At 64.5% G+C, this 26,420-nt stretch carries 29 protein-coding genes; 19 read left to right on the top strand and 10 right to left on the bottom strand.

Features of this window, described 5'->3' with window-relative positions; translation table 11 throughout:
- Positions 1-12 precede the first annotated feature (12 nt).
- The 3 genes from AB0362_RS03675 to AB0362_RS03665 are packed head-to-tail and all read left to right on the top strand — an operon-like array spanning position 13 to position 3,474.
- On the top strand, positions 13-1,533 hold the full coding sequence (locus tag AB0362_RS03675; RefSeq protein ID WP_149405704.1) for an amidohydrolase family protein: 1,521 nt from the start codon (positions 13-15) through the stop codon (positions 1,531-1,533).
- 23 nt (positions 1,534-1,556) lie between these two features.
- Entirely contained in the window at positions 1,557-2,189 is a 633-nt protein-coding gene (locus AB0362_RS03670) for a GyrI-like domain-containing protein (protein WP_149406002.1), read from the top strand.
- 13 nt (positions 2,190-2,202) lie between these two features.
- Entirely contained in the window at positions 2,203-3,474 is a 1,272-nt protein-coding gene (locus tag AB0362_RS03665) for an MFS transporter (RefSeq protein ID WP_149405705.1), read from the top strand.
- An 18-nt stretch (positions 3,475-3,492) separates the two neighbouring features.
- On the opposite strand, the gene AB0362_RS03660 is transcribed toward AB0362_RS03665, so the two are convergent.
- The 5 genes from AB0362_RS03660 to AB0362_RS03640 all read right to left on the bottom strand — a co-directional run bounded on the left by AB0362_RS03660 (position 3,493) and on the right by AB0362_RS03640 (position 6,238).
- On the bottom strand, positions 3,493-3,915 hold the full coding sequence (locus AB0362_RS03660) for a VOC family protein (RefSeq protein ID WP_068047305.1): 423 nt from the start codon (positions 3,913-3,915) through the stop codon (positions 3,493-3,495).
- A 98-nt stretch (positions 3,916-4,013) separates the two neighbouring features.
- A complete protein-coding gene (locus AB0362_RS03655) occupies positions 4,014-4,310 on the bottom strand; it encodes a transcriptional regulator (RefSeq protein WP_149405706.1) in 297 nt (98 codons plus the stop codon).
- Positions 4,307-4,726, bottom strand: coding sequence for a hypothetical protein (locus AB0362_RS03650; protein WP_149405707.1), 420 nt, complete (start codon positions 4,724-4,726; stop codon positions 4,307-4,309). Before AB0362_RS03650 ends, AB0362_RS03655 begins: the two co-directional genes overlap by 4 nt.
- Positions 4,727-4,776: 50 nt before the next feature.
- Complete coding sequence (locus AB0362_RS03645) at positions 4,777-5,067, bottom strand: hypothetical protein (RefSeq protein WP_149405708.1); 291 nt, start codon at positions 5,065-5,067, stop codon at positions 4,777-4,779.
- A 19-nt stretch (positions 5,068-5,086) separates the two neighbouring features.
- Positions 5,087-6,238 (bottom strand): FAD-dependent oxidoreductase, encoded by a 1,152-nt coding sequence (locus AB0362_RS03640; RefSeq protein WP_366234812.1) that lies wholly within the window; start codon positions 6,236-6,238, stop codon positions 5,087-5,089.
- Between the two features lie 81 nt (positions 6,239-6,319).
- Here AB0362_RS03640 and AB0362_RS03635 point away from each other — a divergent pair, with 81 nt between their 5' ends.
- A complete protein-coding gene (locus tag AB0362_RS03635; protein WP_366234811.1) occupies positions 6,320-6,883 on the top strand; it encodes a dihydrofolate reductase family protein in 564 nt (187 codons plus the stop codon).
- A 16-nt stretch (positions 6,884-6,899) separates the two neighbouring features.
- On the opposite strand, the gene AB0362_RS03630 is transcribed toward AB0362_RS03635, so the two are convergent.
- Positions 6,900-7,196, bottom strand: coding sequence for a DUF503 domain-containing protein (locus tag AB0362_RS03630; protein ID WP_269594049.1), 297 nt, complete (start codon positions 7,194-7,196; stop codon positions 6,900-6,902).
- A 103-nt stretch (positions 7,197-7,299) separates the two neighbouring features.
- Here AB0362_RS03630 and AB0362_RS03625 point away from each other — a divergent pair, with 103 nt between their 5' ends.
- Genes AB0362_RS03625 through AB0362_RS03610 form a run of 4 tightly spaced genes read left to right on the top strand, consistent with a single transcriptional unit; the run spans position 7,300 to position 12,163 of the window.
- The gene (locus AB0362_RS03625; protein ID WP_068047468.1) at positions 7,300-7,974 is read left to right on the top strand and encodes a GntR family transcriptional regulator; all 675 of its coding nucleotides are present in this window, start codon (positions 7,300-7,302) and stop codon (positions 7,972-7,974) included.
- Between the two features lie 57 nt (positions 7,975-8,031).
- Positions 8,032-9,864 carry an allophanate hydrolase gene (gene atzF / locus AB0362_RS03620; protein ID WP_366234810.1) on the top strand — a complete coding sequence of 611 codons (1,833 nt, stop codon included), beginning with the start codon at positions 8,032-8,034 and terminating at the stop codon, positions 9,862-9,864.
- Positions 9,861-10,574, top strand: coding sequence for a cysteine hydrolase (locus tag AB0362_RS03615; RefSeq protein WP_366234809.1), 714 nt, complete (start codon positions 9,861-9,863; stop codon positions 10,572-10,574). Before atzF ends, AB0362_RS03615 begins: the two co-directional genes overlap by 4 nt.
- An 8-nt stretch (positions 10,575-10,582) precedes the next feature.
- Positions 10,583-12,163, top strand: coding sequence for a regulator (locus AB0362_RS03610; RefSeq protein ID WP_366234808.1), 1,581 nt, complete (start codon positions 10,583-10,585; stop codon positions 12,161-12,163).
- Positions 12,164-12,205: 42 nt separating this feature from the next.
- Here AB0362_RS03610 and car read toward each other — a convergent pair whose 3' ends face one another.
- Complete coding sequence (car, locus tag AB0362_RS03605) at positions 12,206-15,733, bottom strand: carboxylic acid reductase (protein ID WP_366234807.1); 3,528 nt, start codon at positions 15,731-15,733, stop codon at positions 12,206-12,208.
- 316 nt (positions 15,734-16,049) lie between these two features.
- On the opposite strand from car, the gene AB0362_RS03600 reads away from it, so the two are divergent.
- Complete coding sequence (locus AB0362_RS03600) at positions 16,050-17,846, top strand: acyl-CoA dehydrogenase (protein WP_366234806.1); 1,797 nt, start codon at positions 16,050-16,052, stop codon at positions 17,844-17,846.
- A gap of 26 nt (positions 17,847-17,872) precedes the next feature.
- Complete coding sequence (locus tag AB0362_RS03595; protein WP_149405717.1) at positions 17,873-18,634, top strand: glucose 1-dehydrogenase; 762 nt, start codon at positions 17,873-17,875, stop codon at positions 18,632-18,634.
- A gap of 3 nt (positions 18,635-18,637) precedes the next feature.
- On the opposite strand, the gene AB0362_RS03590 is transcribed toward AB0362_RS03595, so the two are convergent.
- The 3 genes from AB0362_RS03590 to AB0362_RS03580 all read right to left on the bottom strand — a co-directional run bounded on the left by AB0362_RS03590 (position 18,638) and on the right by AB0362_RS03580 (position 20,416).
- The gene (locus AB0362_RS03590) at positions 18,638-19,900 is read right to left on the bottom strand and encodes a cupin domain-containing protein (protein WP_366234805.1); all 1,263 of its coding nucleotides are present in this window, start codon (positions 19,898-19,900) and stop codon (positions 18,638-18,640) included.
- The gene (locus tag AB0362_RS03585; protein WP_032398144.1) at positions 19,897-20,154 is read right to left on the bottom strand and encodes a hypothetical protein; all 258 of its coding nucleotides are present in this window, start codon (positions 20,152-20,154) and stop codon (positions 19,897-19,899) included. Before AB0362_RS03585 ends, AB0362_RS03590 begins: the two co-directional genes overlap by 4 nt.
- A gap of 103 nt (positions 20,155-20,257) precedes the next feature.
- Positions 20,258-20,416, bottom strand: a complete 159-nt coding sequence (locus AB0362_RS03580; RefSeq protein WP_317785032.1) for a hypothetical protein — start codon at positions 20,414-20,416, stop codon at positions 20,258-20,260.
- A gap of 44 nt (positions 20,417-20,460) precedes the next feature.
- Here AB0362_RS03580 and idi point away from each other — a divergent pair, with 44 nt between their 5' ends.
- The 9 genes from idi to AB0362_RS03535 all read left to right on the top strand — a co-directional run bounded on the left by idi (position 20,461) and on the right by AB0362_RS03535 (position 26,337).
- Positions 20,461-21,069, top strand: coding sequence for an isopentenyl-diphosphate Delta-isomerase (gene idi / locus AB0362_RS03575; RefSeq protein ID WP_317785033.1), 609 nt, complete (start codon positions 20,461-20,463; stop codon positions 21,067-21,069).
- Positions 21,070-21,096: 27 nt separating this feature from the next.
- Complete coding sequence (locus tag AB0362_RS03570) at positions 21,097-21,732, top strand: CoA pyrophosphatase (RefSeq protein ID WP_366234804.1); 636 nt, start codon at positions 21,097-21,099, stop codon at positions 21,730-21,732.
- A 61-nt stretch (positions 21,733-21,793) separates the two neighbouring features.
- On the top strand, positions 21,794-22,396 hold the full coding sequence (locus tag AB0362_RS03565; protein WP_149405720.1) for a CDP-alcohol phosphatidyltransferase family protein: 603 nt from the start codon (positions 21,794-21,796) through the stop codon (positions 22,394-22,396).
- A 56-nt stretch (positions 22,397-22,452) separates the two neighbouring features.
- A complete protein-coding gene (locus tag AB0362_RS03560; RefSeq protein WP_317785035.1) occupies positions 22,453-23,268 on the top strand; it encodes a DUF881 domain-containing protein in 816 nt (271 codons plus the stop codon).
- Positions 23,265-23,693, top strand: a complete 429-nt coding sequence (locus tag AB0362_RS03555) for a DUF1290 domain-containing protein (protein ID WP_149405722.1) — start codon at positions 23,265-23,267, stop codon at positions 23,691-23,693. The genes AB0362_RS03560 and AB0362_RS03555 overlap by 4 nt, the downstream gene beginning before the upstream one ends.
- A 3-nt stretch (positions 23,694-23,696) precedes the next feature.
- Positions 23,697-24,446, top strand: a complete 750-nt coding sequence (locus tag AB0362_RS03550) for a DUF881 domain-containing protein (protein ID WP_269594061.1) — start codon at positions 23,697-23,699, stop codon at positions 24,444-24,446.
- Positions 24,447-24,487: 41 nt separating this feature from the next.
- Positions 24,488-24,892 (top strand): glycine cleavage system protein GcvH, encoded by a 405-nt coding sequence (gene gcvH / locus AB0362_RS03545; RefSeq protein ID WP_068047421.1) that lies wholly within the window; start codon positions 24,488-24,490, stop codon positions 24,890-24,892.
- A 213-nt stretch (positions 24,893-25,105) separates the two neighbouring features.
- Complete coding sequence (locus tag AB0362_RS03540) at positions 25,106-25,603, top strand: FHA domain-containing protein (RefSeq protein ID WP_032377955.1); 498 nt, start codon at positions 25,106-25,108, stop codon at positions 25,601-25,603.
- Positions 25,600-26,337: a MerR family transcriptional regulator gene (locus tag AB0362_RS03535; protein WP_037189245.1), complete on the top strand. Its 738-nt coding sequence runs from the start codon at positions 25,600-25,602 to the stop codon at positions 26,335-26,337. Before AB0362_RS03540 ends, AB0362_RS03535 begins: the two co-directional genes overlap by 4 nt.
- Positions 26,338-26,420 lie beyond the last annotated feature (83 nt).

Genomic DNA, 26,420 nt, shown 5'->3' with positions numbered 1-26,420 from the left:
AAGGAAGGAAACATGGGAATCTTCATCAGGAACGCGCACGTCATCACCATGGACGCATCCACCGGATCCGAACCGATCGTTCGCAGCATCCGGATCGAGAACGACGTCGTCACTGCAATCGCCGCCGATCTCGAACCCGGCGACGGCGATACGATCATCGACGGCCGCGACAGGCTGGTGACACCGGGATTCGTGAACGCACACACCCATTCGTGGGAGACGTTCTACAAGGGCAGATACGACAACATGCCCCTCGAGATGTGGATGGCCATGGCGTATCCGATCCTCGGCGACAGTCGCGTCGAACCCGATCTGGTTCGTCTGCGCAGCACGTTGTTCGCAATCGAGTCCCTCGAAGCGGGCGTGACGACGATCGTCGACGACGTTCTCGAGAACCCGACTCAGGATTGGGCGCAACTGTCGGCGGTGTTCGACGCCTACGAAGAGATCGGCATCCGAGCGAACATCTCCGGACACGTGATCAGCAAACCGTTCGTCGATACTGTGCCGTTCATCGTCGATCATCTGTCGCCGGAGGCCACGGCCGAGATTCGGTCGCATCCGGTTCCCACCACGCAGGAGTACCTCGCATTCAGCAGGAAAGCATTCGAGCAGTATCACGGTCGAGGCAACGGGCGCTTGCGATACATGGTCGCGCCGTCCGCACCGCAACGGTGCGGTGCGGAGCTTCTGGTCGGTGCCACGCAGTTGGCGGCCGAATTCGACGCCGAATGCCATATTCACGTCCTCGAGACCAAGACTCAGTTGGTCACGGGAACGGAGATGTACGGCGGCTCCCTGGTGGAATACATGGGTCGGATCGGCGCACTGTCACCCAATACAACCCTGGCGCATGGCATTTGGCTGACCGAAGACGATATGTCGATGATCGCCGCGGCGGGTACGTCGATTTCGCACAATCCGATCTCGAATCTCAAGCTCGGATCGGGAATCGCCCCGTGGCATGCCCTGCGTGCCGCGGGCGTGAACCTCGGACTGGGAACCGACGGATGCTCGAGCAGTGATTCTCCCCGGATGCTCGACGTCGTGAAAGCTGCTGCGCTGCTGCACAAGGTGACCAACCCGGACTTCACCACCTGGCCCACGGTGGACGCGGTACTACACGCAGGCACCGTCGGCGGGGCCCGCAGTGCGCTCCTTCAGGACACAGTGGGCACCGTGGAGGTGGGGATGCAGGCCGACCTGGTGATCTTCGACCTCGACACCATGGCTTTCACGCCTCGGCAGAAGCTCGACCGGCAACTGGTGTACTCCGAGAACGGCTCCTCGATCGATGTCGTGATCGTGGCGGGCCGGATCGTCGTCCAGGGCGGACGCGTCACCACGGTCGACCGGTCGGCGGTGCTGGCCGAACTTGCCGAGCGCCTCGACGAGATCGTGGCACGCCAGAATGCACTCGATTCGCTGAACAAGCCCCTACTGGATGCGCTGGCGGCCATGTACGACAGAGCGGTTGCGACCCGCGGCACCGTCAACCGATTCAGCGACGACGAACGCGCGTGGCTCGTCTGAACGGCGGTGCCGGAGCGGGTGTCATGAAGGTCGATTTCAAGAAGACGCTCGACGCATATTCGGCACGGCACAACATTTTTCGTACCCTCGTCGTTCCGCCGCTGACCTACCTGATGCTCGACGGACACGGCGATCCGAACACCGCGCCGGAGTATGCCGAAGCAATCGGGGCGCTCTACCCCGTGGCCTATGCAGTCAAGTTCGCGAGCAAGAACGATCTCGAACGGGACTACGTCGTCCCGCCGCTCGAGGCTCTGTGGTGGGCCGAGAACATGAACTCGTTCACCACCGAGAGGGACAAGAGCGAGTGGAGCTGGACCGCCATGATCATGGTGCCCGACTGGATCGACCGTCCGATGTTCGAGACGGCAGTGGCGACCGCCGCCTCGAAGAGCAACTCGGACGCGTCGAGCAGGGTTCGGTTGGAGACTCTCGACGAGGGACTGTGCGTACAGACACTGCACATCGGGTCCTACGACGACGAGACGTCGGTACTCGACGAGCTCCATCATCGATACATCCCCAGTTCTGGATTGACGATGACGGGCAGACATCACGAGATCTATCTGAGCGATCCGCGCCGGGTCGAACCTGCGAAGCTGCGCACCATCCTTCGCCAGCCGGTAGCGCATTCAGCGGAGTCGGCGTCGCTCTGACACGATGGCCGTCATGACCAACGCGGTGCGCCCGGCGTCGTTCACCGCCGGGACCCTCACTCTCCTGGGGGCGCTCTACTTCGCGCAGGGAGTGCCGTTCGGATTCTTCACCCAGGCCTTGCCGGTGGTGCTCCGGGAGTCGGGGTTCTCCTTGGTGAAGATCAGCGCAACCGGTGTGTTGTTCCTACCGTGGGCGCTCAAGTTTCTCTGGGCACCGTACGTCGATCGGTACGGATCCAGGAGGCGGTGGCTGCTGTCGCTGCAGTGTTCGGCCGCAGCGGTGGCACTGGCGTTGTCGTTCCTCGATCTGTCGTCGACGTTGCGCTGGCTGTTCGTCGGCATCTTCGTCATGAATGCTCTGTCGGCGACGCAGGACATCGCGACCGACGGCATCGCGGTGCGTACGCTCACCGCGGCGCAGCGCGGGTTGGGCAACGGACTCCAGGTCGGTGCCTACCGCATCGGCATGGTGTGCGGTGGCGGACTGCTGTTGTGGCTGTTCACCTTCGCCGGATGGCGGGCGCTGTTCGTTGCGATGGCACTACTGATCGTGCTGACGACGCTCCCCGTGTGGTGGATGCGCAGACAACTCGACGCGGCCGACGCGGACTCCGATCCGCACGCCGAGCGACCGAGGCCGGGGCGGCTGGCCGGTGCCTGGTGGTCGCGGCTTCGCAGACCCGGAATGGTGGCATTCATTCTGCTGATCATCGGGTTCAAGTTCGGCAACTCGATGGGATCGGCACTCGTGGGTCCGTTCCTGTCGGACAGCGGTCTGTCGCTGCCCCAGATAGCGCTGGTCGAGGGCGGTCTGTCTTCGGTGGCTGCGGTCGGGGGAGCCGTACTCGGGGCATGGCTGGCGTTTCGGTACGGACGTCGTCGGGCCCTGCTGGTGGGCGGAGTGAGCCAAACGCTGAGCCTTGCCCTGTATGTCGTCGCGTCGCTGGGCGTAGGCGGCTTTCCGCTTCTGGTCACCGCCAACATCACCGAACATGTGCTCGGTGGTGCGGCCACCGTGGCGGTGTTCGCGCTGATGATGGACGCGTCCGAGAAGCGCTTCGCGGGAAGCGATTACACGCTGATGGCGTGCGCGATCGTCTTCGCGCAGGGTGCCGCCGGGATCGCCGCCGGTGTGGTCGGCGATCTGTTCGGATACACGGCGATGTTCGGTTCCGCGCTCGTCCTGTCCGGTATCGGCTGTGCACTGTTGCTGCTGGCACTCGATCGGGGCTGGGGGCCCGAAGGTCTCCGACAGGTGATCCCGCCGAAGACCGTCGTCGTGTAGGAGCGGCTGCGTCGGCGCTCAGCTCCCAGTGTTGGATCCTGCGATGTTGACCATCCACTGAACTCCGAACTTGTCGGTCAACATTCCGAACGTGTCGCCCCACGGAGCTTTCTCGAGACCCATGGTGAACTGCGCGTCGACGGCCAACTTGTTCCAGTAACCCGTCAGTTCGTCCTCCTCGTCGCCGCTGAGCGAGACGCTCATGGTGTTGCCGGGGGTGTGCTCCATCGACGACGGCGTGTCGGCTCCCATCAGAGTGAAGCCGTTCGAGGTTGTCAGCTGGCCGTGCATGACCTTGTCCTGGTCGGCGGGATCCTCGCTGGCGTTGGCCTCGCCGAGCGTGGTGACGGTGAGCTCGCCACCGAAGACCGACCGATAGAACTCCATCGCCTCGCGGGCATTGTCTCGGAACGACAGGTAGGGATTGAGAATGGACATGATCGAAGTCTCCTTCTTCGCTGAACGAGCGGGCTGAACTACGTCGACGGCATCCGTCGAAACAGTAGACACGCACCACGACGGAAAGTCACCGCAGAAGATCAGATGGAGGCGTCGGTATCGGCCAGAATGGTGCGGAGTGCAGCCACATGGCGTCGATACGCCGTTCTACCGTCCTTCGTCAACGACAACCACAGTCGACGCGAGTCCGTGCGTGATCGCTGCTGCTCGACGTATCCCGCATCGACCAGAGCGGCGACCTGCTTGCTCAGCGCCGATGCGCTCAACCCGCTGTGTTCCTTGACGATCGAGAGTTCCACCGTCGTGGCCGCGGCCAGAAGGGCACAGATTCGGAGCCGGTGTGCGGGATGAATGATGGGATCGAGATCGCTCGTCATCGACGTGTGCTGCGGTAGTGCAGGATCGATCCGATCGAGTAGATCGACGCAGCTGCGATGGCGAGCAGAAGCACAGGCCAGGCCGGTCCGCCGGGATTCCCGACAGCCTGCGCCAGTGCGACGCAGAGCGCCGAGAGCGCCACGCAGGTGAGGAAGCCTCTGTTGGTGGGTAGTGCCCACGGCGTCCCCATCCGATATCCGGTGATGACGTTGACCGCGATGATCACCGCGGCGACCCCGAGGAACGCGGCCCGGCTGTCGACAAGGGCGGTCAGTGCGAAGACTGCGAGCAGCACGGCGTTGACCGGATACAGCCACACCGGCCACGGAGTGTCTCGTACCGCGCGCTGAACTCGGTCGATGTCGTCGAGAGCTGTTCGTGCTTCGGCAGGTGTGGGTCTTCCGATGCTTTCCATGGTGGAAACTGTATTGGATAGTTTCCATCATGGCAACCATCTGGCGAGGGTCAGGTGTCGGCAGGCCGCGATACTTCCGATTCCCAGCGGGCTCGTCGTTCGTCGTCGGACTGCTCCCACCACGGCGTTCCTCGCTCGCCGAGGGCGACTTTGGTGGCATGCACGCCTGCGCGAGATTCGGGTGCGCCCGACGTACGTTTGACCTCCCTGCGCCACGCCATCAGAATCGACCGCAGTTCGGTATTGCGATCCTCGGGGATGTCAGGATCCGTTGCGCGCCAACGTCTACCCTTGATGACGATGTAGCGACCGTCCTCGGTGCGTTCCGGTTCTTCGGCCATGGGTCCACACTGCCATGCGTCAGCTGCTCAGATACTGCGGTACTGCAATCCCGTCGAGCCCGAGCGCAACGGCGGCACGAGCGGTGACCGGGCCGACCAGATTGCCTGTCCCGTTGTAGCCGCCGAATGCGACCACGGTGTCGTCGACGACTGTGCACAGCGGGCGCCCGTCCGCGGTGAATCCCACGGATGCAGCCCAACGCGCAACAACCGAAAAAGATTCTCCTGCAAACGATGTCGCGACAGATTCGATGTAGTCCTGCACCTGGGCGGTCGGTTCGTCGGACGGTGTCCACTCGTCGTCTACGAAGAAGTCACGACCGCCCCCGACATACAGCCGTCCCGACGCGTCCTGCTGCGCGTAGTCGTATCCCCATCGTCCGTACACGGGGCAGGGCAGTCGTCTCGGCGTGACGGGCGAGGTGGCGAGCATCTGCAGACGCGCGGTCCGAACCCGGCCGTCGAGCTGGGGGAGTACCTTTTCGAGCCGACCGTCGACGGCAACGAGAACCAGGCCGCACCGAATCACCCCACTCGGCGTCGTGACTGCTCCTGGCCCGATGGCGGTTGCGGGCGTGTGCTCGTACAACCGGGCGCGGCCCGCGAGGATCGACGCCAACCCCAGCGCGCGACGCGCAGGATTCATCACCGCGTCGTCCGGTAGGAAGATCCCGCGCCCCAACTCGCCGGAATACTGCTCGACGGCAATGTCGTTCTCGCGCAGGCACTGTGCCAGCGCATCGCAATCCTCCGAATCGGCGAGCTCGACCGGCGCGCCGGGCACTCCCGCGAGCCTGATGGATCCGGTGCGGCGGACGACGTCGGATCCGAGAAGCCCTTCCAGGGAGTCGATCTCGGCCAGAGTCGCTCGATACAGATCCACCGCACACGGGCCCCAGGTTGCGAGCGCAGTGTGCAGAAAGGTCGCCGGACCACCGAGCAGGAAGCCGCCGTTGCGACCCGCGGCACCGGCAGCGATCCGTCCTGCGTCGATTCCGACCACATCGAGACCACGGTCTACGAGGTCGGCTGCAGCGGCCAGACCCGAGCCTCCCAGGCCGACGACGCAGACGTCCGCGGTACTCCCACGCTCCAGTGCGGGCAGGCCCGGCCAGCCGGACACGACCGGGTCGTCGTCCCACGCCGGGCGGGCCGTCGCGCTGACATTCATTGGTCGATCGTATCGACGGATTCGGCGGGCGGATGGTTTACGATTCCGGCACCCGCATCCCAGCACCGGTAAGGACCGTCCATGCGCACTGTGATCGTGACCGCGTTCGTTTCGCTCGACGGCGTCATGGAAGGACCCGGCGGCGAGGTGGGTTATCGCAACTCGGGGTGGACGTTTCAGGGCATCGAATTCGACCCGGCAGCGTACGAGATCAAGGGGCGCGAGCAGGAAGAGGCCACGGCGCTGCTGTTGGGCCGCACCTCGTACGAGGCATTTGCGCCGATCTGGCCCACCATGGACGATTTCGCCGGGTACAACGCGATGCCGAGGTATGTGGTGTCGACAACGCTCGAACAGGACGACTCACGCTGGCCGGCAACCATTCTGCGCGGTATCGACGACGTCGCAGAGCTCAGGGACTCCGATGGTGGGCCGATCTCGATCCACGGCAGCGCCACCCTGGGGCGAAGTCTCGCCGACGCCGGACTCGTCGATCGGTACCACCTGCTCGTCTTTCCACTCCTGCTCGGGGCGGGAAAGCGACTGTTCAGTAAGGCAGACAAGGACACCACGCATCTCGAACTGGTCGAACACGAGGTCTACGGCAACGGAATTCAGAAGCAGGTGTTCGACGTACGTCGATGACCGGGCGGGGCAGGCCTCAGACGTCGTCGCTTCGGATGGTGCGCCGCCGCACGGAGACGAGTTGCAGCTCGGGACGTGAGGCCGCCACGCGCTCGATTCGGTCGAGAACATCGGTGACATGGTCGCGATCGCCTGCTACGACGGACGCGCCGACACCTGCTCGTCGGTGCAACTCGCGATGATCGGTCTCCGCGGCCGACACCGCGAACTTACGTTGCATTTCGGAGATCACCGGCCGGATCACTGAGCGCTTCTCTTTGAGTGAGTGAACATCTCCGAGAAGGAAGTCGAATTCTATCCATCCAATCCACATATGCCGACCATCCTAACGCTGGGGGATACCCGAGCACTCGGGATTCGACTCGGCGATGCTTCGGATGCGCACCATTCGCCGAACATGTTCGTACACTGGCGGCATGGCTGCACCGGCGGAACACGGCTCCTTGCCGCCCAGCCTTGTCGAAATGGCGACCCGTCAGGTCCGATCCGAGGTGCTCAGCGGTGCGCTCGAGCCCGGATCCCGAGTGGTCGAGGAAACCCTGTGCGCGCGCCTCGGGATCAGCCGAGCACCGGTACGTGAGGCCTTGCGCCTGTTGGCTCAGCAGGGTCTCGTCGAACATCTTCCACGTCGCGGGTTCCGAGTGACGGTGTGGTCGGCAGTGGACATTCTCGAACTCTTCGAGCTGCGTCAGGTCCTCGAACGGCATGCGCTCGAGCGAGCGCTCCCGCTCGGTTCGTCTCGCGACGGTGCGTTCGCGCCGGTACGAACGGCGCTCGACGAGATGCGTGACGCCGATGCGCGGGGCGACACCCTCGGCAAGGACGACGCCCACCGGCGTTTCCACGAAGCCATCGTGGCGTTGGCAGGCAGTCGCCAACTCGATGTGGCGTATGCACCGATTCTGCTGAAGTTGCAGCTACCGATGGCCCGCAATCTCAGGGAAGAAGCCCGAGTGGCCAATCCGGTCGACGGGATCCGGCGTCACGAATGGTTGCTCGACGCCATCGAATCGAACGATCTGTCGGTGGCTCTCGCTGCGTTGAAGCAGCACGGCGAGCTGACCTACCTGCATCTCGAGAGTACTTCCTAACAGACTCGAAACACGGCAACAACCTGCAGTAACAGAAAACTGTCGACAATCGACGGTATGAATTCAGACCTTGGACCGGTACCCGGCCCGACCGTTGCCGAGATGCTCGCGGCGTACCGAACCGGCGCCTCGACTCCCACGGCAACGGTGGAGGCCTTCTCGACCGCCGTGGCTGCGCGCGGCGACGACGGAACATGGATCACCGTCGTGGCCAGTGCGGAACTGCTCGCGGCCGCCGCGGCTCTGGAAGCGCGACCCGATGCGGTGTCGCTACCCCTGTACGGAATTCCCTTCGGCGTCAAGGACAGCATCGACGTGGCCGGATACCCGACCACTCTCGCCTGTCCCGACTACGCGTACACGCCGGATTCGACGGCCCCTGCAGTGCAGGCGTTGGTCGACGCCGGAGCCATCTTCGTCGGCAAGACCAGCCTCGACCAGTTCGCGACCGGGCTGAACGGAACGCGCACGCCGCACCCGATTCCGCGGAGCGTCTACGGCAACGACATGATCTCGGGCGGCTCCAGCTCCGGTTCGGCACTGGCCGTCGCCCTCGGGCAGGTGCCGTTCTGCGTGGCCACCGACACCGCAGGATCGGGGCGAGTGCCCGCAGCGCTCAACGGCATCGTCGGGTACAAGCCGTCACGCGGCCTGATCAGCACCGTCGGACTCGTCCCCGCGTGCAAGTCGCTGGACTGCATCACCCTGATGGCGACCACGGTCGAGGATCTCGATCTCGTCTTCGACATCATGTGCGCCGAGGATCCAGCGGACGGCTGGTCGCGTCGCCGCGGAGAGAAGTTCGACGGGCGCGAGGTCACTGTGGGTCTACCGGACCTGCAGCAGTTGGATTTTTTCGGCGACGCAGCCATGTTCGATGCACATTCGGTCGCGCGCCGGTCGCTTCCCGAGCATGGATTACGGACCACCGCAGTCGATCTCACTTCGTTTCTCGATGCCGGATCGCTGCTGTATCAGGGACCGTGGGTCGCCGAGCGGCTGGTCGAGTTCGACGAATTCCTCACCGACAAGCCCGATTCCATCGTTCCGGTCGTCCGCGAGATATTCCTGGGTGGACGGCATTACAACGCCGTCGATGCCTTCCGTGCCTTGCAGACGCTACAAGACCTCCGCTCTCGCGTAGCGCAACTCTGGACCTCGATGGACGTGATGATCGTGCCGACCATCGGTACCACCTTCACCGTGCCCGAGGTACTCGCGGACCCCATCGCGTGCAACACGAAGCTCGGCCACTACACCCACTTCGGGAACCTTCTCGACCTGACCGCCGTAGCGGTTCCCGCCGGACTCACCGAGGACGGTCGACCGGTCAGCCTCATGGTGATCGGGCCTGCGCTGGCCGACGATACGATTCTCGCAGTCGCGGCCCGGTTGCTCGGAGAGGGGCGCACCGTCTCACCGCCTCTCGCCGTCGAAGGGTCGGCAGTCGAGACCATCGACATCGTCGTTGCCGGGCACCATCTGTCAGGAGAGCGCGCCAACCCGCAACTTGTCGAGCTGGGCGGGTCCCTGGTCGAGGCCACGTGCACCGCGCCGACGTACACACTGCTTCGGATCGGAACCGCCGATCCGACTCCCGGCCTGCTGCGAGTTCCATTCGGCGGCAGCGCAATCGACGTGGAGAGGTGGCGTCTGCCCGCTACTTCTCTTGCAGTACTCGCGGGCAGAATGCCAGCGGTGCTCGCTCTGGGACGAGTGCTGCTGGCCGACGGTTCCGACGTTCTCGGCTACGTCTGCGATGCCACTGTGCAGACCGGCGCGGAGGGACACACCGTCGACGACATCAGCGAGTTCGGTGGCTGGCGGGCATATTCCCGGGCGATCAATTCTGCTCACGACACTTCCATTGCAGCACAGGAGATCTCATGACCTCAGCACACACCCCGGTAGCGTCGATACCGTCGGCGTCGCCATCGGAGTTCACCCTCGACGCGTCGACGACGGCACTGCTCGTCATCGACATGCAGAGGGACTTTCTGCTTCCAGGGGGATTCGGTGAGAGCCTCGGCAACGATGTAGGCCAGCTCCGAACCGTGATCGAGCCACTCGCGGGTCTCATCGCGGTGGCCAGGGATGCCGGGATACCGGTGATCCACACCAGGGAGGGGCATCTGCCGGACCTGTCGGACTGCCCGCCGGCGAAGTTGCGCCGCGGCGCGCCCTCTCGGCGTATCGGTGATCGGGGAGCGTTCGGCCGCATACTCGTTCGCGGTGAGTACGGCCACGACATCGTCGACGAATTGGCACCACTCGAAGGCGAGACCGTCATCGACAAGCCCGGCAAAGGGGCGTTCTACGCCACCGAGCTCTCCGAGGTTCTCACGAGCGCCGGAATCACCACCCTGCTCGTCACCGGTGTGACGACGGAGGTGTGTGTGCACACCACAGTGCGGGAGGCCAACGATCGAGGATACGAATGCCTCGTGGTGACGGACTGTGTCGGTTCGTACTTCTCGGAGTTCCAGCGAGTGGGCCTCGAGATGATCTCGGCTCAAGGCGGGATTTTCGGGTGGACCGCGCCGTCGGAGGACGTCGTGGCCGCGTTGATTGCGTTCGTTCCCACTTCTGCGAGCCGATAGGACCAGAAATGACCATGGACGTCAAAGACTCACCCGCTGCAGGCTCGTCGCCCTCGTTCACCCTCTCGTGGTGGACGAAGGGCGACACCAACGCATTCTTCGGACTCGGCTTCAACATCCTCGTCAACGTTCTCACTCTGACCACCTTGAGCATCGCGGTGGTCGGGATTCCGGGAAGCGAAGTCCTCGGGACGCTGCTGCCTGCTCTCGGAATCGCACTGATCCTGGGAAACTTGTACTACATGGTTCTCGCTCGTCGACTTGCCAAGCGCGAGAACCGAACCGACGTGACGGCGCTACCGTACGGTCCGAGCGTGCCGCACATGTTCATCGTCGTGTTCGTGGTCATGCTCCCGGTCTACCTGGCGACGGGTGACGCGGTTCAGGCGTGGGCGGCGGGACTCGCCTGGGCCTTCATGATCGGCATCATCGTCATGATCGGAGCGTTCGTCGGGCCATACATTCGCAGGATCACCCCGCGCGCGGCGATGCTCGGTACGTTGGCCGGCATCTCCATCACGTTCATCGCGATGCGCCCGGCCGCGCAGATGTGGGAGGCCGCCTGGATCGGGTTGCCCGTTCTCGCAATCATTCTCATCGGCTTCTTCACAGACGTGAAGTTGCCCGGCAACATTCCAGTCGGTCTCGCGGCGCTTCTGGTGGGCACGGCGATCGGCTGGATCGGCGGATACATGTCCGTGCCGGACGTGACCGAGGCCGCGAGCAATATCGCGCTCGGCCTTCCGGATCTGCGCCTCGATCTCCTGCTCGACGGTCTCGGTAACCTGGCACCGCTGCTCGCCACCGCAATTCCGTTGGGGGTCTACAACTTCACCGAGGCGATGAGCAACGTCGAAAGCGCGTCCGCTGCCGGAGACAACTACAACCTGCGCAGTGTGCTGCTCGCGGACGGCTTCGGTGCGGTCGTCGGCTCGGCGTTCGGATCGCCGTTCCCGCCCGCGGTCTACATCGGCCATCCCGGCTGGAAGGACGCAGGTGGCCGGACCGGATACTCGGTCGCATCGGGCGTCGCGATCGGATTGATGTGTTTTCTCGGGTTGTTCGGATTGCTGGCGACGTTGCTGCCGATCCCCGCGATCGTTCCGATTCTGCTGTACATCGGACTGCTGATCGGTGCCCAGGCATTCCAATCGGTGCCGAAGCTGCACGCCATCGCGGTGGTGGTGGCACTGCTACCCAACCTCGCGGAGTGGGCGGTGGGTCTGATCGACAACGCACTCAGCGCGGCAGGCACATCGGCTACCGAAGTGGGCAGTGAGGCACTGGGTCAGGCGGGTGTCGTCTACGACGGGCTGAAGACGTTCGGGTCGGGAGCGGTACTCGCCGGACTGATGTTGGGCACCATCGTCACGTTCGTTCTCGACAAACGGTTTCTCGCCGCCGCAGCAGCGGGTGGGGTGGCCGCGGCACTGTCGTGGGTCGGTCTGATCCATTCACACGAGGTGGGGTGGGCAGCCAACCCCCAAGTTGCCCTGGGTTATCTGTTCTTCGGGCTCGTGTGTCTGGCGTACTCGCGGCTGATTCCCGCCCCGAAGCAGACGAGCGAACCACAACCGGTCGGGGAGTAGGGCTTCCCGATGCGGGCCGCGTGGCCCGCATCGGGAACTGCTCTAGCGCGTGCTCACGAGCTCGAGCGCTACGAGATCGGAGAGATACTTCTCGATCAACTCGCGCCCGAGGTGCGGAATGTCCCCGACGGCCGAGGCGAACTCGTCGGCGGGCAGCATCGCCCCGGACGACGGGTGTTGCGGGTGTGCGTACGAGTCGATCAGGGGGAGCAGCGAGTGCGAACGCTGCTTCTCCGGCAACGCCTCGACTGCGGCACCGAACCGTTCGAACCACTCGTCGTAGTTCTCGACGATCTCGATGTCGCGACCTGCGTCACGGATCCAATCGACGAACGTGTCCAGCGAGATGTCGTCGTCGTGTGGGTTGAGGATGTCGAACGTTCGGTAGCCAGAGGTATCCCCGCCCGCGATCGACGTGATGGCCGAAGCACTGAAATCGGCAGGCAGACCGTCGTAGTGGGCCAGCGGTCGCCCTTTCTCGTCGGTCGGTGCCCCGGCGTCGGTGGCGTAGAACGTGTGAGGAGCCAGACCGGTTGCGACGACCGAGAGGATCAGGCGCGTGAACACGTCCGGAACGTTGAGCTGACCGGTCCATCTGCTGTGCGCCAGGATCATGTCCGAGCGAAAGACCGACACCGGTAGGCCGAACTCGTCGAACGCGTTGCGCAACAGCACTTCACCGGCCCACTTGGAGTTTCCGTAGCCGTTGGCGTAGGAATCGTCCACAGCTCGCGACGGGCTGTCCACACGGATGTCGCCGTTCTCCCGAAAGTTCTCGACGCCCGCTGCGACGGCCACCGTCGACAGGTAGGTCACCGGCTTGACGTGGTGGGTGAGCGCCAGCCGAATCACCTCGGCCGTGCCGACGACGTTGGGTCCGAACAGGTGCTCGTACGGCAGCGCGTGATTGACCAGCGCTGCGGGATGGACGATGCGATCCACCCGTTGGGCCAGCGCCTCGAACACGTCCTGGTCCACGCCGAACCGAGGTGACCCGAGATCACCTGCCACGACCTCGAGCGCAGCGTCGGCCACGGTTCGATAGCGCTCCGACAGGTCTGCATCGCCGCTGTCGAAGGCCGCATCGAGTCGAGCTCGCGCGTCGGTGTCGGAGCGTCCGCGCACCAGGCAGATCACCTTTCCGCCGATCTCGGCCATGCGCTCCAACCATTCCAGGCAGAGGAAGCGACCGAGGTATCCGTTGGCCCCGGTCAACAGAACCGTGCTGGTCTGTTCCCGCGGGCCTGGAATGTGGTGCGCGGCGTCGAGGAGGGTGTCGTCCAGAAATGCCGACAGTTGCAGGTCGGACGCCTCGGCGACTGTTGCGCCGCGGCCGTGGATCGATTCGAAAGTGGCCGTGTCGGAATCGTTGTCGCGGGCAGACGTGATGTACTCGGCCAGCGCTGCCAGGTCCATGGCGGGCCCGGTGATCACACCGACCGGAACATCGACGTCGTAGATCTCACGGAGCAACGTCGAGAACGTCAACGCCGACAACGAATCTCCGCCCAGGTCGCTGAAGTGGGCATCGGGGCGAACATCGGACCCGGCGCATCCGAGCAGGGCTTGGGCGGCATCGCCGACCGTGGTCAGGACAGGGGCATCGGCACCACTGCGCCTGAGCTCGCGCAGCCGGTCGTTCTGACCGGATTCGAGTTCTGCGTAGCGACGCTCGAGTTCGTCTCGGTAACGTTCGACGAGTTTGGGCCGCAGTTGTTTGCCCGCACCGGACAGCAGTCCGTTCTCCTGTGTGAACGGCTCGTGTTCGATGATGACCTCACGTGGAATCTCGTACGAGTTCAGCGCTTCCGTGCGTGCGATCCGTTGCAGCGATTCGATGACCGAACCCGCGGTGGTGTCCGGGTGGGCCGGAACGACGACCGCCAACAGATACGCCCGTTGGCCGTTGCCGTAGAGAAATATCTGATCGACCAGCTCACTGGTACCGAACAGGGATTCGAGGCGCGCCAGTGCGACGAACTCGCCCTGAGCCAGTTTCAGAACGTTCTTGCGTCGATCGACGTAGGCGAGTCGGTCGGGCTCGATCTCGGCGACGACGTCACCGGTGCGATAGAAGCCCTCGGAGTCGAAGACCTCGGCCGTGACGTCCGGGCGCTTGTAGTAACCGGGAATGATGGACGCGGTCTTGAGTAAGAGCTCACCGCGTGGATGCGGTGTGTCGGTGGAGAAGTAACCGAGTTCGGGCACATCGTCGAGCTTGTATTCGATCACCGGTGGACGTTGCACGACGCCGTCGTGCAACACCATCCCGGCTTCGGTGGAGCCGTAGTTGTCGCGGACCTCGATATCGAGCAGCTCCGTGACGAAGTCCTTGACCTCGGGAGCAATCGGTGCGGTGCCGACCATTGCGGCAAGGACACGACCGCCGAATTGCTCGATCCTGTTGCGCTCCAGAACCTCTCGACGCGTCCTGTCGGCATCGCCACCTGCAGAGCGTTCGACCTCTCGGTCGATCTCGGCGAGGACGTTGTGCCGAATCATCTCGCACACCCGCGGAATCAGCAGGGCCATCGTGGGCCGAGCGAGCGCGAAGTCCTCGAACAGGGTGGACAGGTCACTCGCCGCTGCGAAGTGGACGGTGCCGCCGGCCGCCAGCGTCGAGAAGACAAGACCACGCCCGGCCAGGTGACTCATCGGGAGATAGTCGACAGTGATGACAGGGAAGGCCGGCCGGTCCGCGGATTCGGAGGAAGCTCCGGTGTGGTGCCAGGCACCGGTCCAGGCTCCACACACGATTCGTTCGGTGTGCATCGCTCCCTTGGGAGTTCCGGTGCTGCCGGAGGTGTAGATCAGCGTCGCGAGTCGTTCGGGATCCTCGCCGTCGGGGAGCGGGATCTCCGGCAGTTGCGCGCCGTCGCGAACCAGCTCGGTGAGTGGCCGAATGACGACTCCCACCGGTTCGGCGTCGACCAGCGCGGATCTCATGGTCCGTGCATGCGCGTCGATCGCACCGTCGTAGTCGAGAACGACGATTCGACGAATGGACCGACAGTGCGTGGCAACCTGGACCGCGGCGGACAGGTTGTCGACATCGGCTGCCAGGACGACGGGTTCGACCTCGTCGGCGATGGCCGAGAGCTGGCCTGCGGTGGCACCGGCCTGCAGCGGAACGGCAATCGCGCCGAGTCGGATCGTGGCCAGTTCCGCAACGACGTACTCGGCACTCGCGAATCCCAGGGTTGCGAAGAAGTCTCCCGAAGAGATGCCGATCGCGTCGTGGGTCAGCGCCGAGGCCAGTGCGCCGGCGTCGCGCCATGCCTGGCCGTAGGTGATGGTGTCGAACCGGGGGAGAAGGTGAAACGTGTCGACGTCGTCGATCTTCACGATCTCTCGAGCTCGGCGGCCGAGGGCCGGCCGATCGGAGTAACGCGTCATGATCTCGGCGACCACTCGGGCCAGGTTGGGCGACAACTCCTGAGCGGCATCGGCCACGGCGCTGTCCGGTTCTGCGGCTCGAAACTCCCGGTCGGTCTCGTGCAGCTCCTGAAATCGGCTGCGTTGCCTGCTCTGTCGATCCTGTCGGCTGTCGACGTCCAGTGTGTGCGTCATGCTCGACTCCCTCCGACGAAGCCCGCCTACTGTTCGGGGGACCTCGCGATTGTCGCTCAATATCGTTATCAAAGGTAAGTATATGCCGTCGGGCCTCTCGCCAATCGTGACGCTCCTCATAGTCCGATAAGTCGTAAAAGTCTGGCTCACTGCACTTTTGGGGCCCGGATCGGCGACGCTGATTTGGGGTGGCAGCTCCCGTGGGTACTCGGTGAAAGCGGGAGATCGAGACTTGTATGGTGAAACCACAGTCATGTGCGTCACAGTGCTAGTCACCGTCGCGCGCACGTGTCACCCCTCGCGATCGGAGAAGTGAATGTCGGACGTCCTCTCGCGACGCGACCTGGATTTTCTGCTGTACGAATGGCTGGACGTGGCGGCACTGACAGCTCGACCGCGCTTCTCGGAGCACTCGAAGGAGACCTTCGACGCGGTCCTCGACCTCAGTGCGGACATCGCCCGCAAGCACTTCGCGCCGCACAACAAGAAAGCGGATGCGCAGGAGCCGACGATGAATGCGGACGGTTCGGTCGAGCTGATACCCGAAGTCAAGGAAGCGCTCGATGTCTATGCGTCCGCGGGTCTGATCGCCGGGCAGTTCGACGAGTCGATAGGCGGGATGCAACTGCCTGCGACCGTCTCTCGGGCAGCGATGGCGTTCTTCCAGGCCGCCAACGCCGGGACCTCCTCGTACCCTTTCCTCACCATGGCCAACGCCAACCTGATCGCGACGTACGGCACGCCGGATCAGGTGCAAGATTATGTCCGGCCCATGCTGGAAGGGCGCTGGTTCGGAACCATGTGTCTGTCGGAACCGCAGGCCGGATCGTCACTGGCGGACATCACGACGAAGGCAGTGCCGCAGGACGACGGTAGCTTCCGCATCACCGGTACCAAGATGTGGATTTCGGGTGGAGATCACGAACTCACCGAGAACATCGTCCACCTGGTGCTCGCCAAGACCCCGGGAGGACCGCCAGGAGTCAAGGGAATCTCCCTGTTCATCGTTCCCAAATTCCTCCCGAACGGCGACGGCGGTACGGGCGAGCGCAACGACATCGTGCTGACCGGCCTCAATCACAAGATGGGCAACCGCGGTACCACCAATACCCTGCTGGCGTTCGGCGACGGAACCCACTCTCCCGGTGGGCAATCCGGAGCTGTCGGCTACCTCGTCGCCGAGGAGAACCGCGGTTTGTCGTACATGTTCCACATGATGAACGAGGCCCGGATCGGCGTCGGATTCCTGGCCATCGCGCTCGGGTACGTCGGTTACCTGAAGTCGGTCGAGTACGCGAAGACGCGTACTCAGGGACGACCGCTCGGCGCGAAAGATCCGGCAGCACCCCCTGTCGCGCTGATCGAACACGCCGACGTTCGTCGAATGTTGTTGGCGCAGAAGTCGTACGTCGAAGGCGCGCTGGCCCTGGGACTCTATTGTTCGCGTCTGGTCGACCATCAGGATTCGGCATCCGACGATGCCGAAGCAGCACGATCGACACTGTTGCTCGACGTACTGACCCCCATCGCCAAGAGCTGGCCGTCTCAGTGGTGCCTCGAAGCCAACAGCCTGGCCATTCAGGTGCACGGCGGCTACGGATACACCCGCGACTACGACGTCGAGCAGCACTACCGCGACAATCGCCTCAACCCGATTCATGAAGGCACACACGGCATTCAGGGATTGGATCTGCTCGGGCGCAAGGTGATCATGCAGGGCGGCGCGGGATTGGCTCTGCTGGCCGAACACGTCGCGGAGACGGTGGAGCGGGCCCACGCAGCAGGCGGTGACGCTGCTCGATACGCCGCCGAACTGCACGCGCGCTTCGACAGAATCGTCGAGGTCACCGCGGCAGTGTGGGGTACCGGCGACGCCGCCGTGGCGCTGGCGAACTCCACGGCCTACCTCGAAGCGATGGGGCACACTGTCATCGCCTGGATGTGGCTCGAGCAGTTGCTGGCGGTCGGCACGAAAACCGGAGACTTCTACGACGGAAAGCGTTCTGCAGCTAAATACTTCTACGTCTACGAACTGCCGAAGGTGGACGTGCAGCTCGATCTGTTGGCGAGACTGGACCGCACCACCCTCGATATGTCACCCGCTTGGTTCTGAGTCGAAAACAAGGAGATTCATCGAACATGTCGATCTTGGAAAAATTTCGCCTGGACGGACGCGTCGTCATTGTCACCGGTGCATCCTCCGGACTGGGCGTGGCATTCGCCAAGGCAGCCGCCGAGGCAGGAGCGGACGTGGTGCTCGCCGCACGACGAGTGGACAAGTTGGCGCAGACCGCAGAGTTGATCGACAGCGTCGGAGGGCGTTCGATCACGGTCGCCACCGACGTGGTGGACCCGGACCAGTGCACCGCGATGGTCGAGGCCGCGGTCAAGGAGTTCGGAAAAGTGGACATTCTGATCAACAACGCCGGGGTAGGCACGGCCTACCCCGCAACCCGTGAGACACCCGAGCAGTTCCGCTCGGTGATCGACATCAACTTGAACGGGTCGTACTGGGCAGCGCAGGCCTGCGGACGGGTGATGGCACCCGGCAGTTCGATCGTGAACATCTCCAGCATTCTGGGGCTGACCACCGCAGGCCTTCCGCAGGCGGCCTACAGCGCGAGCAAGGCAGCGATCATCGGCCTCACCCGCGATCTGGCGCAGCAGTGGGGCGCGCGAAAAGGCATCAGAGTCAACGCCATTGCGCCAGGTTTCTTCCAGAGCGAGATGACGGACTCGTACCAGCCGGGATACCTCGACTCGATGGCTCCGCGAATGATCCTCGGACGCAAAGGCGATCCCGAAGAACTGGCCGCAACTGCCATCTGGCTCGCCTCGGACGCCGGGGGATACGTGACGGGTCAGACCATCGCGGTGGACGGTGGAATCACGATCACCTGACGGCTATCGTTCGGCCGGCACGGCGATGCCCTCGCGGATCAGTCTGCGCGCAACCACCAACGCGTCGTCGGTGTCGAGTCCGGGCAGGGCATCGAGGCGGCACGGTGCGCCCTGGTTCAGCAGGTCGAGAGCGTCTGCGCACTGGGGCGGCATCGTCACGGTCTTGGTGCGCACGACCACGGACACTGCGTGGGCAGATCGCACGACACGGGCGAACACGCCGGGCCGTAGTCGGATCGAATCCTCGCCCCGCAACGCTCCCATCGCAGCGACGCTTGCCAGTGGGCGCACCGGTTCCGGTCGGACAAGCTCGTCGTGACGATCAGCGACGCGTTCGGCCAATCGACGTATCGCGTCGGGGTCTCGGTCGATCTCGTCGAGCGCGGCGCGCATGGCGTCCACGACTCGGTGTACATGCGCAGCGATGGACTCCGAGTCGGAGTGGTCGAGGCCGGCGGGAAGGGGAGCGCGCAGACTCTCGACGTCGCCCAGCGACTTCAGCACGTGGTGGGCGACGTCGTAGTCGTTGTACGACGCCACGCCGATGGTCAGGTGCACGGTTGTGTCACCGAGCGCTTGCGCCGAGTGGATCCACCCGCGCGGCAGGTAGAGCACATCGCCGGGCTCGAGGACAACGTCCAGTTCGGGAGTGTTCGATGCGTGGTCCTCGACGGCCGACCGTCGGTCCGACCACGGTTGATTGTTGAGCGGATGCACGTGCACCGGAGAGTGAATGCTCCACCGCTTGGTGCCCGCGATCTGCACGACGAACACATCGTGTACGTCGTAGTGCGGTGAAAAGCCTTGCGATGCGGCCGGTGTCACATACGAGTTCACTTGCACGGGGTGGCCCAGCTCGCGAACGAGATCACCGACGAAATGAATCAGCGGCGGCCACAGTCGATGCAGGCCCTGAAGTACCAGCGTGTTTCCGGCCGCGAAGGCTGCCAGCACCGCTGCGGATTCGACCTGGTCCGTTACCTCGGCACCGAACCCGCCGGACGACGTGAACTGCGACTTGTCCAGCAACCGACCGTCTTTGGCCATCCGCACGAAGGGAGTGCGTACTCCGCGTTCGGAGATCAGCTCGTCGACCGCGTCGAGTGTCATCAGATCGTCGAACGAGTCCGACAGCTCGGCGGATCGGGTCAGTTTGGGAGCTGTACCCCAGAACCGGTCCGCGAACGTCCTGAAGTCGGTACCGGTGAGACGACGGAGCGCGGACCGATTATCCGATCCGCGCTCGCCGCTCGACTCAGTGCTCAAGCGGTACCGTCCGCACCGCCGTCGTGTCCGTTGGGGTTCGATCCACCGTCGGCCGGGCCCTCGCCCGCTCCGGCGGGGCCGTCTGCTCCGCCGTCGTGACCGTCGGGGTTGGATCCACCGTCGGCGGGTCCTTCACCGGCTCCGGCGGGGCCGTCTGCTCCGCCGTCATGGCCACCGGGGTTCGATCCGCCGTCGGCGGGTCCTTCGCCTGCGGCTCCGCCCGTGGTGGTGATGTCGTCGTCGTTGATGCTCATCGAAGTCCTTCCGGTCGTGGAGGTTCGTGTACCCGCGCAGCGCGAGAACATCGGAGGTATTGACGCAAACTCTGTTTCTCAAACAGCGGTGGTGTGGCGAATCTCAGGCAGAGTCCTCGGCGATCTCGGGTGCGTTCTCCCGGGTCGCCATTCCGCCTCCGCCGCCGCCGTCCACCGGTCCTGGTCGGCCGCCCTTCGGCGTGTCCGATGTCTTCTCGGGCTCTGTCGGGTTCTCGTTGTCGGTGTTCTCGTCACGTCCCATGGTTCGACAGTAGACCGCCGCGCAGGCCGTGGGACGATGGAACGATGGATCGATCCCGAGCGCAGCACGTGGTGCTGCTGGACGACGAAGGCCGCGCCGTCGGTACGCATGACAAGACCACCGTCCACACGCAGGACACGCCACTTCACCTGGCATTTTCCAGCTACGTGGTGAGAGCGGACGGCGCTGTTCTTCTCACGCGCAGGGCGTCGAGCAAGACGACCTGGCCAGGGGTGCTGACCAACACGTGCTGTGGCCACCCGGCTCCCGGTGAGAAGCTCGACGACGCCGTACTGCGCCGAATCGGTGAAGAACTGGGCCTGCGTGCGGAATCCGCCGAGTTGGTACTGCCGCACTTCCGATACCGGGCCGTCATGGACAACGGAATCGTGGAGAACGAGATATGTCCCGTGTACCGCGTGAGAGTCGACGAGCACGCGACACTCGATCCCGATCCGGCCGAGGTGGAGGAGACTCGATGGGTGTCGTGGCGTGAGTTCTCCGCGGGAGTGCTGGGCGGCGCCATCGACGTATCACCCTGGTGCCGAACGCAGGTGGAGCAGTTGACCGCTCTGGCCGACGAGCCACTCGGCTGGCCGGCATCGCCGGACGACATGCTTCCCCCCGCTGCCCGTCCTGCCGACACCCGCTGATCCTGCCCGGCCTCTAGGGTTTGTGCTGTGACCGTCGACAATTCCGACAGGCCGAACGAGGACCTGCTCGATCGTGCCTCCGTCGCGCGCGAACTCGCCCGCTTCTGCCACCGCACCGCCGAAACGGACGGACTCCGCGCCGCCGCCGTTGCCGTTGCGGTCGGTGGACCGCCGGGGGGCAGGCGCATGCTTCTGACGAGGAGGCCGGATCGGTTGCGCGCACATCCGGGCCAATACGCGTTGCCCGGCGGAGGTGTGGACCCGGGCGAGTCCCGGATGCAGGCCTGTCTGCGGGAATTGGCCGAGGAGTTGGGGATTCGCGCCGACGAGACCGACGTGCTCGGTAGGTTGGACGACTACGTCACCCGATCCGGGTACGTCATCACTCCGTTCGTGGTGTGGGTCGGCGACTACTCGTCCACGTTGCTGCCCAGCGAGGACGAGGTGGCCGAAGTGTTCGAGGTGACGGTCGACGAACTCGACGTCGACGCCCAATTCGTGTCGATTCCCGAATCGACGCGTCCGGTTATCCGGTGGCCGTACCGAACGGGTGCCATCCATGCTCCGACCGGCGCGATCGTCCATCAGTTCCGTGAAGTGGCACTGCATGGTCGACACACCCGAGTCGCGGACTTCGAGCAGCCGGTGTTCGCGTGGCGCTAACGTGGCCGCAAGCCCGAGCGGGCAGAGCGAGACAAGCGGCACGAGAAGGAGGTGATCGCCGATGACGAACGACCGTGAGCTCGAGGTATCGGATCGCATCGCGACCATTCCCAACCTTCTCAGCGCAATCCGGCTGTTGGGTGTTCCGCTGTTTCTCTACCTCATGCTCGGCCCCGAGGCCGACGGTTGGGCGCTGGTGCTCCTGCTGGTCAGCGGTGGAACCGATTGGCTCGACGGCAAACTCGCTCGCATGCTCGGTCAGGCATCGAAGCTGGGTGCAGTTCTCGATCCGTTGGTCGATCGGCTCTACGTGGTCAGCACCCTGGTGGCGTTCGTGCTGCGCGGCATCATTCCGTGGTGGGTTGCCGCGATACTCATCGGTCGCGATGCCGTACTCGGATTGACGATGTTCGTCTATCGCCGCAGATCCCTCCCGCCTCCGGACGTCATCTATCTCGGTAAGGCCGCGACCTTCGTGGTGATGATCGCGCTGCCGGTCCTCCTGGTCTCTGCCGGCAGCAATTCGGTGGCCGATGCCGCAGGACCGCTCGGATACGCGTTGCTGATCTGGGGCACCGCGTTGTACATCTGGACCGGTCTGCTGTACCTCGGCAAGGCGATCGCCGTCGCCAGGGCAGTCGAGCCGACTGTGGCCGGCACCTGACGGTGGAGCCTGCGGAACGACCGGAGAAACAGGTCAGGAGGAATCCCGTCCCGTCGTTGCTGACGTCCTTGTTGACCGACCATCTGGATCCGGGATACGGCGCGGCGGCTGCCGAACGAACTGCGCAGCACACCCGCAAGCCGCGGGTACCTGCCGCGCTCTGGTTGTTGGCCGGTGCGGTCGTCGTCGGGGTGATCTTCGGTATCGCGTTCTCGCAGCTGGCTTCCGGCGGCGCCGATGTGGACCGTGCGGGTTCCGATGCGTCCGCTGCTGTCCGCGCCGCGCAGGATCGCAGCGCCGAATTGGAAGCGACACAACAGGCACTGGTCGAGCAGGTGTCCTCGGAGCGTGACAGAGCTCTGCAGTCCGATGTCTCGGGCAGTGCCCTGCTGGACCGGTTGAGTGCTGTCGAATCCGCCGCCGGCATCGATTCGGTGACCGGCCCCGGGCTCTCGGTCGTCGTCACCGAGCCGGTGGCCGAGGACGCCACGTCGGATCGGTCGATTCGTGGGGGTTCGGGCGCAGCCGTGCTGGATCGAGACATCGCTGCGATCGTCAATTCGTTGTGGGCGAGCGGTGCCGAGGCGGTGTCGGTCGACGGTATTCGCGTCGGACCCAACGTGACCATCCGGCAGGCAGGCGGGGCAATGCTGCTGGACAATCGCCCGATCGACTCGCCCTACGCCATCGACGCGATAGGGCCGCCCCAACGCATCCAGGTCCAGTTCGTCGTCAGCGACGCCTATCTGCGAATGAGCACGGTGGCGCAGTTGTACGGCGTCGGATTCACGGTACGCCCGGCAACCGATCTCGAACTCGGTCCCGCCGCTGTGAGAGAGTCGTTCGTGGCAGAGGAGGTAGGCCGACGATGACGGAGCACGATCCACCGAGTGCCCACCCGGCGGAGTCCGACGTGCACGAACCGTCCGACTCGCCGATCACCCCCACCCACGGGGTCTACGCTCTTGCCGCGATCGCCGCTCTGATCGTCGGAGTCGTCATCGGGACGGTTGCAGGGCCGCAGGTTCCCGCCGTGGTTGCGCCCTATCTGCCGATTGCCGTCGTCGCGGCGATCGACGCGGTGTTCGGCGGTGTACGGGCTTTCCTCGACGGAATCTTCGACGCCAAGGTGTTCGTGATCTCGTTCGTCTTCAACGTCCTCGTCGCGGCTCTGATCGTGTGGCTCGGCGATCAGCTCGGAGTGGGAACTCAGCTGTCCACGGCAATCGTCGTGGTCCTCGGAATCCGTATCTTCGGCAACGCCGCCGCCCTGCGCAGGCGTCTGTTCGGTGCCTAGATCATGACGGCAGGCGGCGGTCGGCACGGATGGCGCGCGCGACGTCCCGGTGCACAGGGACGAAGGCGCGGAGCGGCATTCGGTGTTCTCGCGCTCGCGCTGTTGTGCGTCCTGGGAATCGGCCTGGCCACGCAGGTACGAGAGACGAGCACCACCGACGGCCTGGAGAACTCTCGGCCCGAGGACCTGCTGGTCGTGCTGGACACCCTGACCCGACGCGAGGCGTCGATCCGGGACGAGATCAGCACCCTGCAGGCCACTCTGGCGACGCTGCGTCAGTCCGGATCGGGATCGGAGGCGGCGGTGGCGGAAGCGCAGGAACGATTGTCCGCGTTGTCGATTCAAGTCGGTACCGTCGCGGCACAGGGGCCGGGGGTGACACTGGTGATCGAGGACCCGAACTCGGGCGTGGGATCGGAGGTGCTGCTCGACGCCATGCAGGAGTTGCGTGCAGCAGGTGCCGAAGCGCTCCAGCTCGAGGGCGGCGGAAATGCCGTGCGCATCGGCGTCGATTCGTGGATCGCCGGTTCCGCGGGTCGGATCGTGGTCGACGGTAGAGAACTGCGTGCCCCGTACACCTTCACTGCCATCGGGGATTCGCCGACTCTCGCGTCGGCACTGAACATTCCCGGCGGGGTCGTCGACACGGTGACTCGCAACGGTGCGACGTCGAACATCGCGCAGTCGGACCAGGTCACGGTGTCCGCCTTGCGGGACCCGCGCCCGCGTCAATACGCTCAGCCCGGTAACTGACCGCCCGCTCGCCCCGGGCCACGATCGAAGGGAATGCCGCGTTGAGCGACATCGACACACCAGCTGATCTGTACTACACCCCCGAGCACGAGTGGGTGCAGCGCACGGGGCCTGCAACGGTGCGAATCGGTATCACCGATTTCGCGCAGGCGCAGTTGGGCGACGTGGTGTTCGTTCAACTTCCCTCGATCGGCGACACCGTGACCGCGGGCGCGTCTCTCGGCGAGGTCGAATCCACCAAGAGCGTGTCCGACGTGTTCAGCCCTCTGACCGCGAAAGTGGTTGCCGTGAACGAGGATCTGGACGGCGAACCGGAGAAGGTGAACTCGGGACCCTACACCGGAGGCTGGCTGATCGACCTCGAGGTTTCGACACCGGAGGAGTTGGACGCGGCACTGGCGCAGATGCTCGATGCCGCCGGATATGCTCTCATCACGGCCGAGTGATCGGCCGGCTGTCGACACCAGCCAACAGGCCACACGGCCACCACTGCGCAGGGTACGGTCGACACCGAGCGAATACCCTGTCGGGGCGAAGGTCCAGCAAGCTGTACGAAGCTACGCAACACCGAACGCCAAGCAACACCTGATGTGAAGACCATGTACTGCGTTACCCGCGGCGTTCTCTGCCCCGGGTGAACGGACTGAGAAGGAGTAACGGTGAGCCAGAACGACAACGACAGCAACTACGGGGAGTCACCGGCAGAGACCACCTCGGTCTTCCGTGCAGATTTCCTGCAGGAGCTGGACAACTCCGCGGCCGCCCAGAGCACCGAAGCTCCGGTATCGGGTGTCGAGGGGTTGCCTGTCGGTGCCGCGCTGCTCGTCGTCAAGCGAGGACCCAACGCCGGATCACGGTTCCTGCTCGACCAGCCCACCACCTCGGCCGGTCGGCACCCCGACAGTGACATCTTCCTCGACGATGTCACCGTCAGCCGTCGGCATGCCGAGTTCCGGCAGGACGAGGACGACTTCCAGGTCGTCGACGTCGGCAGCCTCAACGGCACGTACGTCAACCGGGAGCCGGTCGACTCCGCTGTGTTGGCCAACGGCGACGAGGTCCAGATCGGCAAGTTCCGGCTGGTGTTCCTCACCGGACCGCGGGGCGGCAACGGATCTCAGGTCGGCGACGCGTCTGCGGGTGCAGGAAGCCAGTGACCGCCGTCGGGCAGCAGTCCAACGGGGGGATGTCGATTGGCTCCGTCCTCGATCGACTTCGGCCCGACTTTCCTGATGTCACCATCTCGAAGATCAGATTTCTCGAAGCCGAGGGGCTGATCTCGCCGGAACGCACACCGTCGGGGTACCGGCGGTTCTCCATCGCCGATTGCGAGCGTCTGCGCTTCGTGCTGACCGCGCAGCGCGATCAGTACCTGCCGCTCAAGGTGATCAAGGAACAACTCGAAGCCATCGACCACGGGGTCGCGACCGTCGAACGGGCCGATGCGTCGGTCAAGCGTCCGCGGTCGCTGACAGTTGCCGCGGGTGAGGTCTCTCCGGAGGAGTTCCTGCCTGATCGTGAGGTTCGCATCGCCAAGGCAGATCTACTCGCTCAGGCGGGGATCGACGATGCGTTTCTGACCGAGCTGTTGCGAGCCGGCTTGATCACTCCGGGGCAGGCCGGTTTCTACGACGACGGAGCGGTGACGCTCGCCCGGACGGCGCACGCGATGTTGCAGTTCGGTCTCGAGGTGCGCCACCTCCGCGCCTTCAAGCTCGCGGCGGACCGCGAGGCCGGTCTGGTAGCGCAGATTGCCGGACCTGTGGCCAAGGGCCGAGACGCCGGTGCACGCGATCGCGCAGAAGAAATGATTCGCGAATTGGCTGCACTGTCCTTGACCTTGCACACCTGCCTGGTCAAAGCCGCGGTGCGCGGTGCACTCGACCGGTGACGCTCGCTCGCGTCGTTTCGACTTCTAATAGACTCGGCAGCGACGAGCTGAGCAAGTTTTCAGTGCAGCCCGGAATTTCTCGA

This window comes from Rhodococcus sp. NPDC079359 (assembly GCF_040702585.1).
Lineage (GTDB): Bacteria > Actinomycetota > Actinomycetes > Mycobacteriales > Mycobacteriaceae > Rhodococcoides.
The sequence above is the reverse complement of the archived record's forward strand: the minus strand, read 5'-3'. Positions and strand labels throughout refer to the sequence as shown.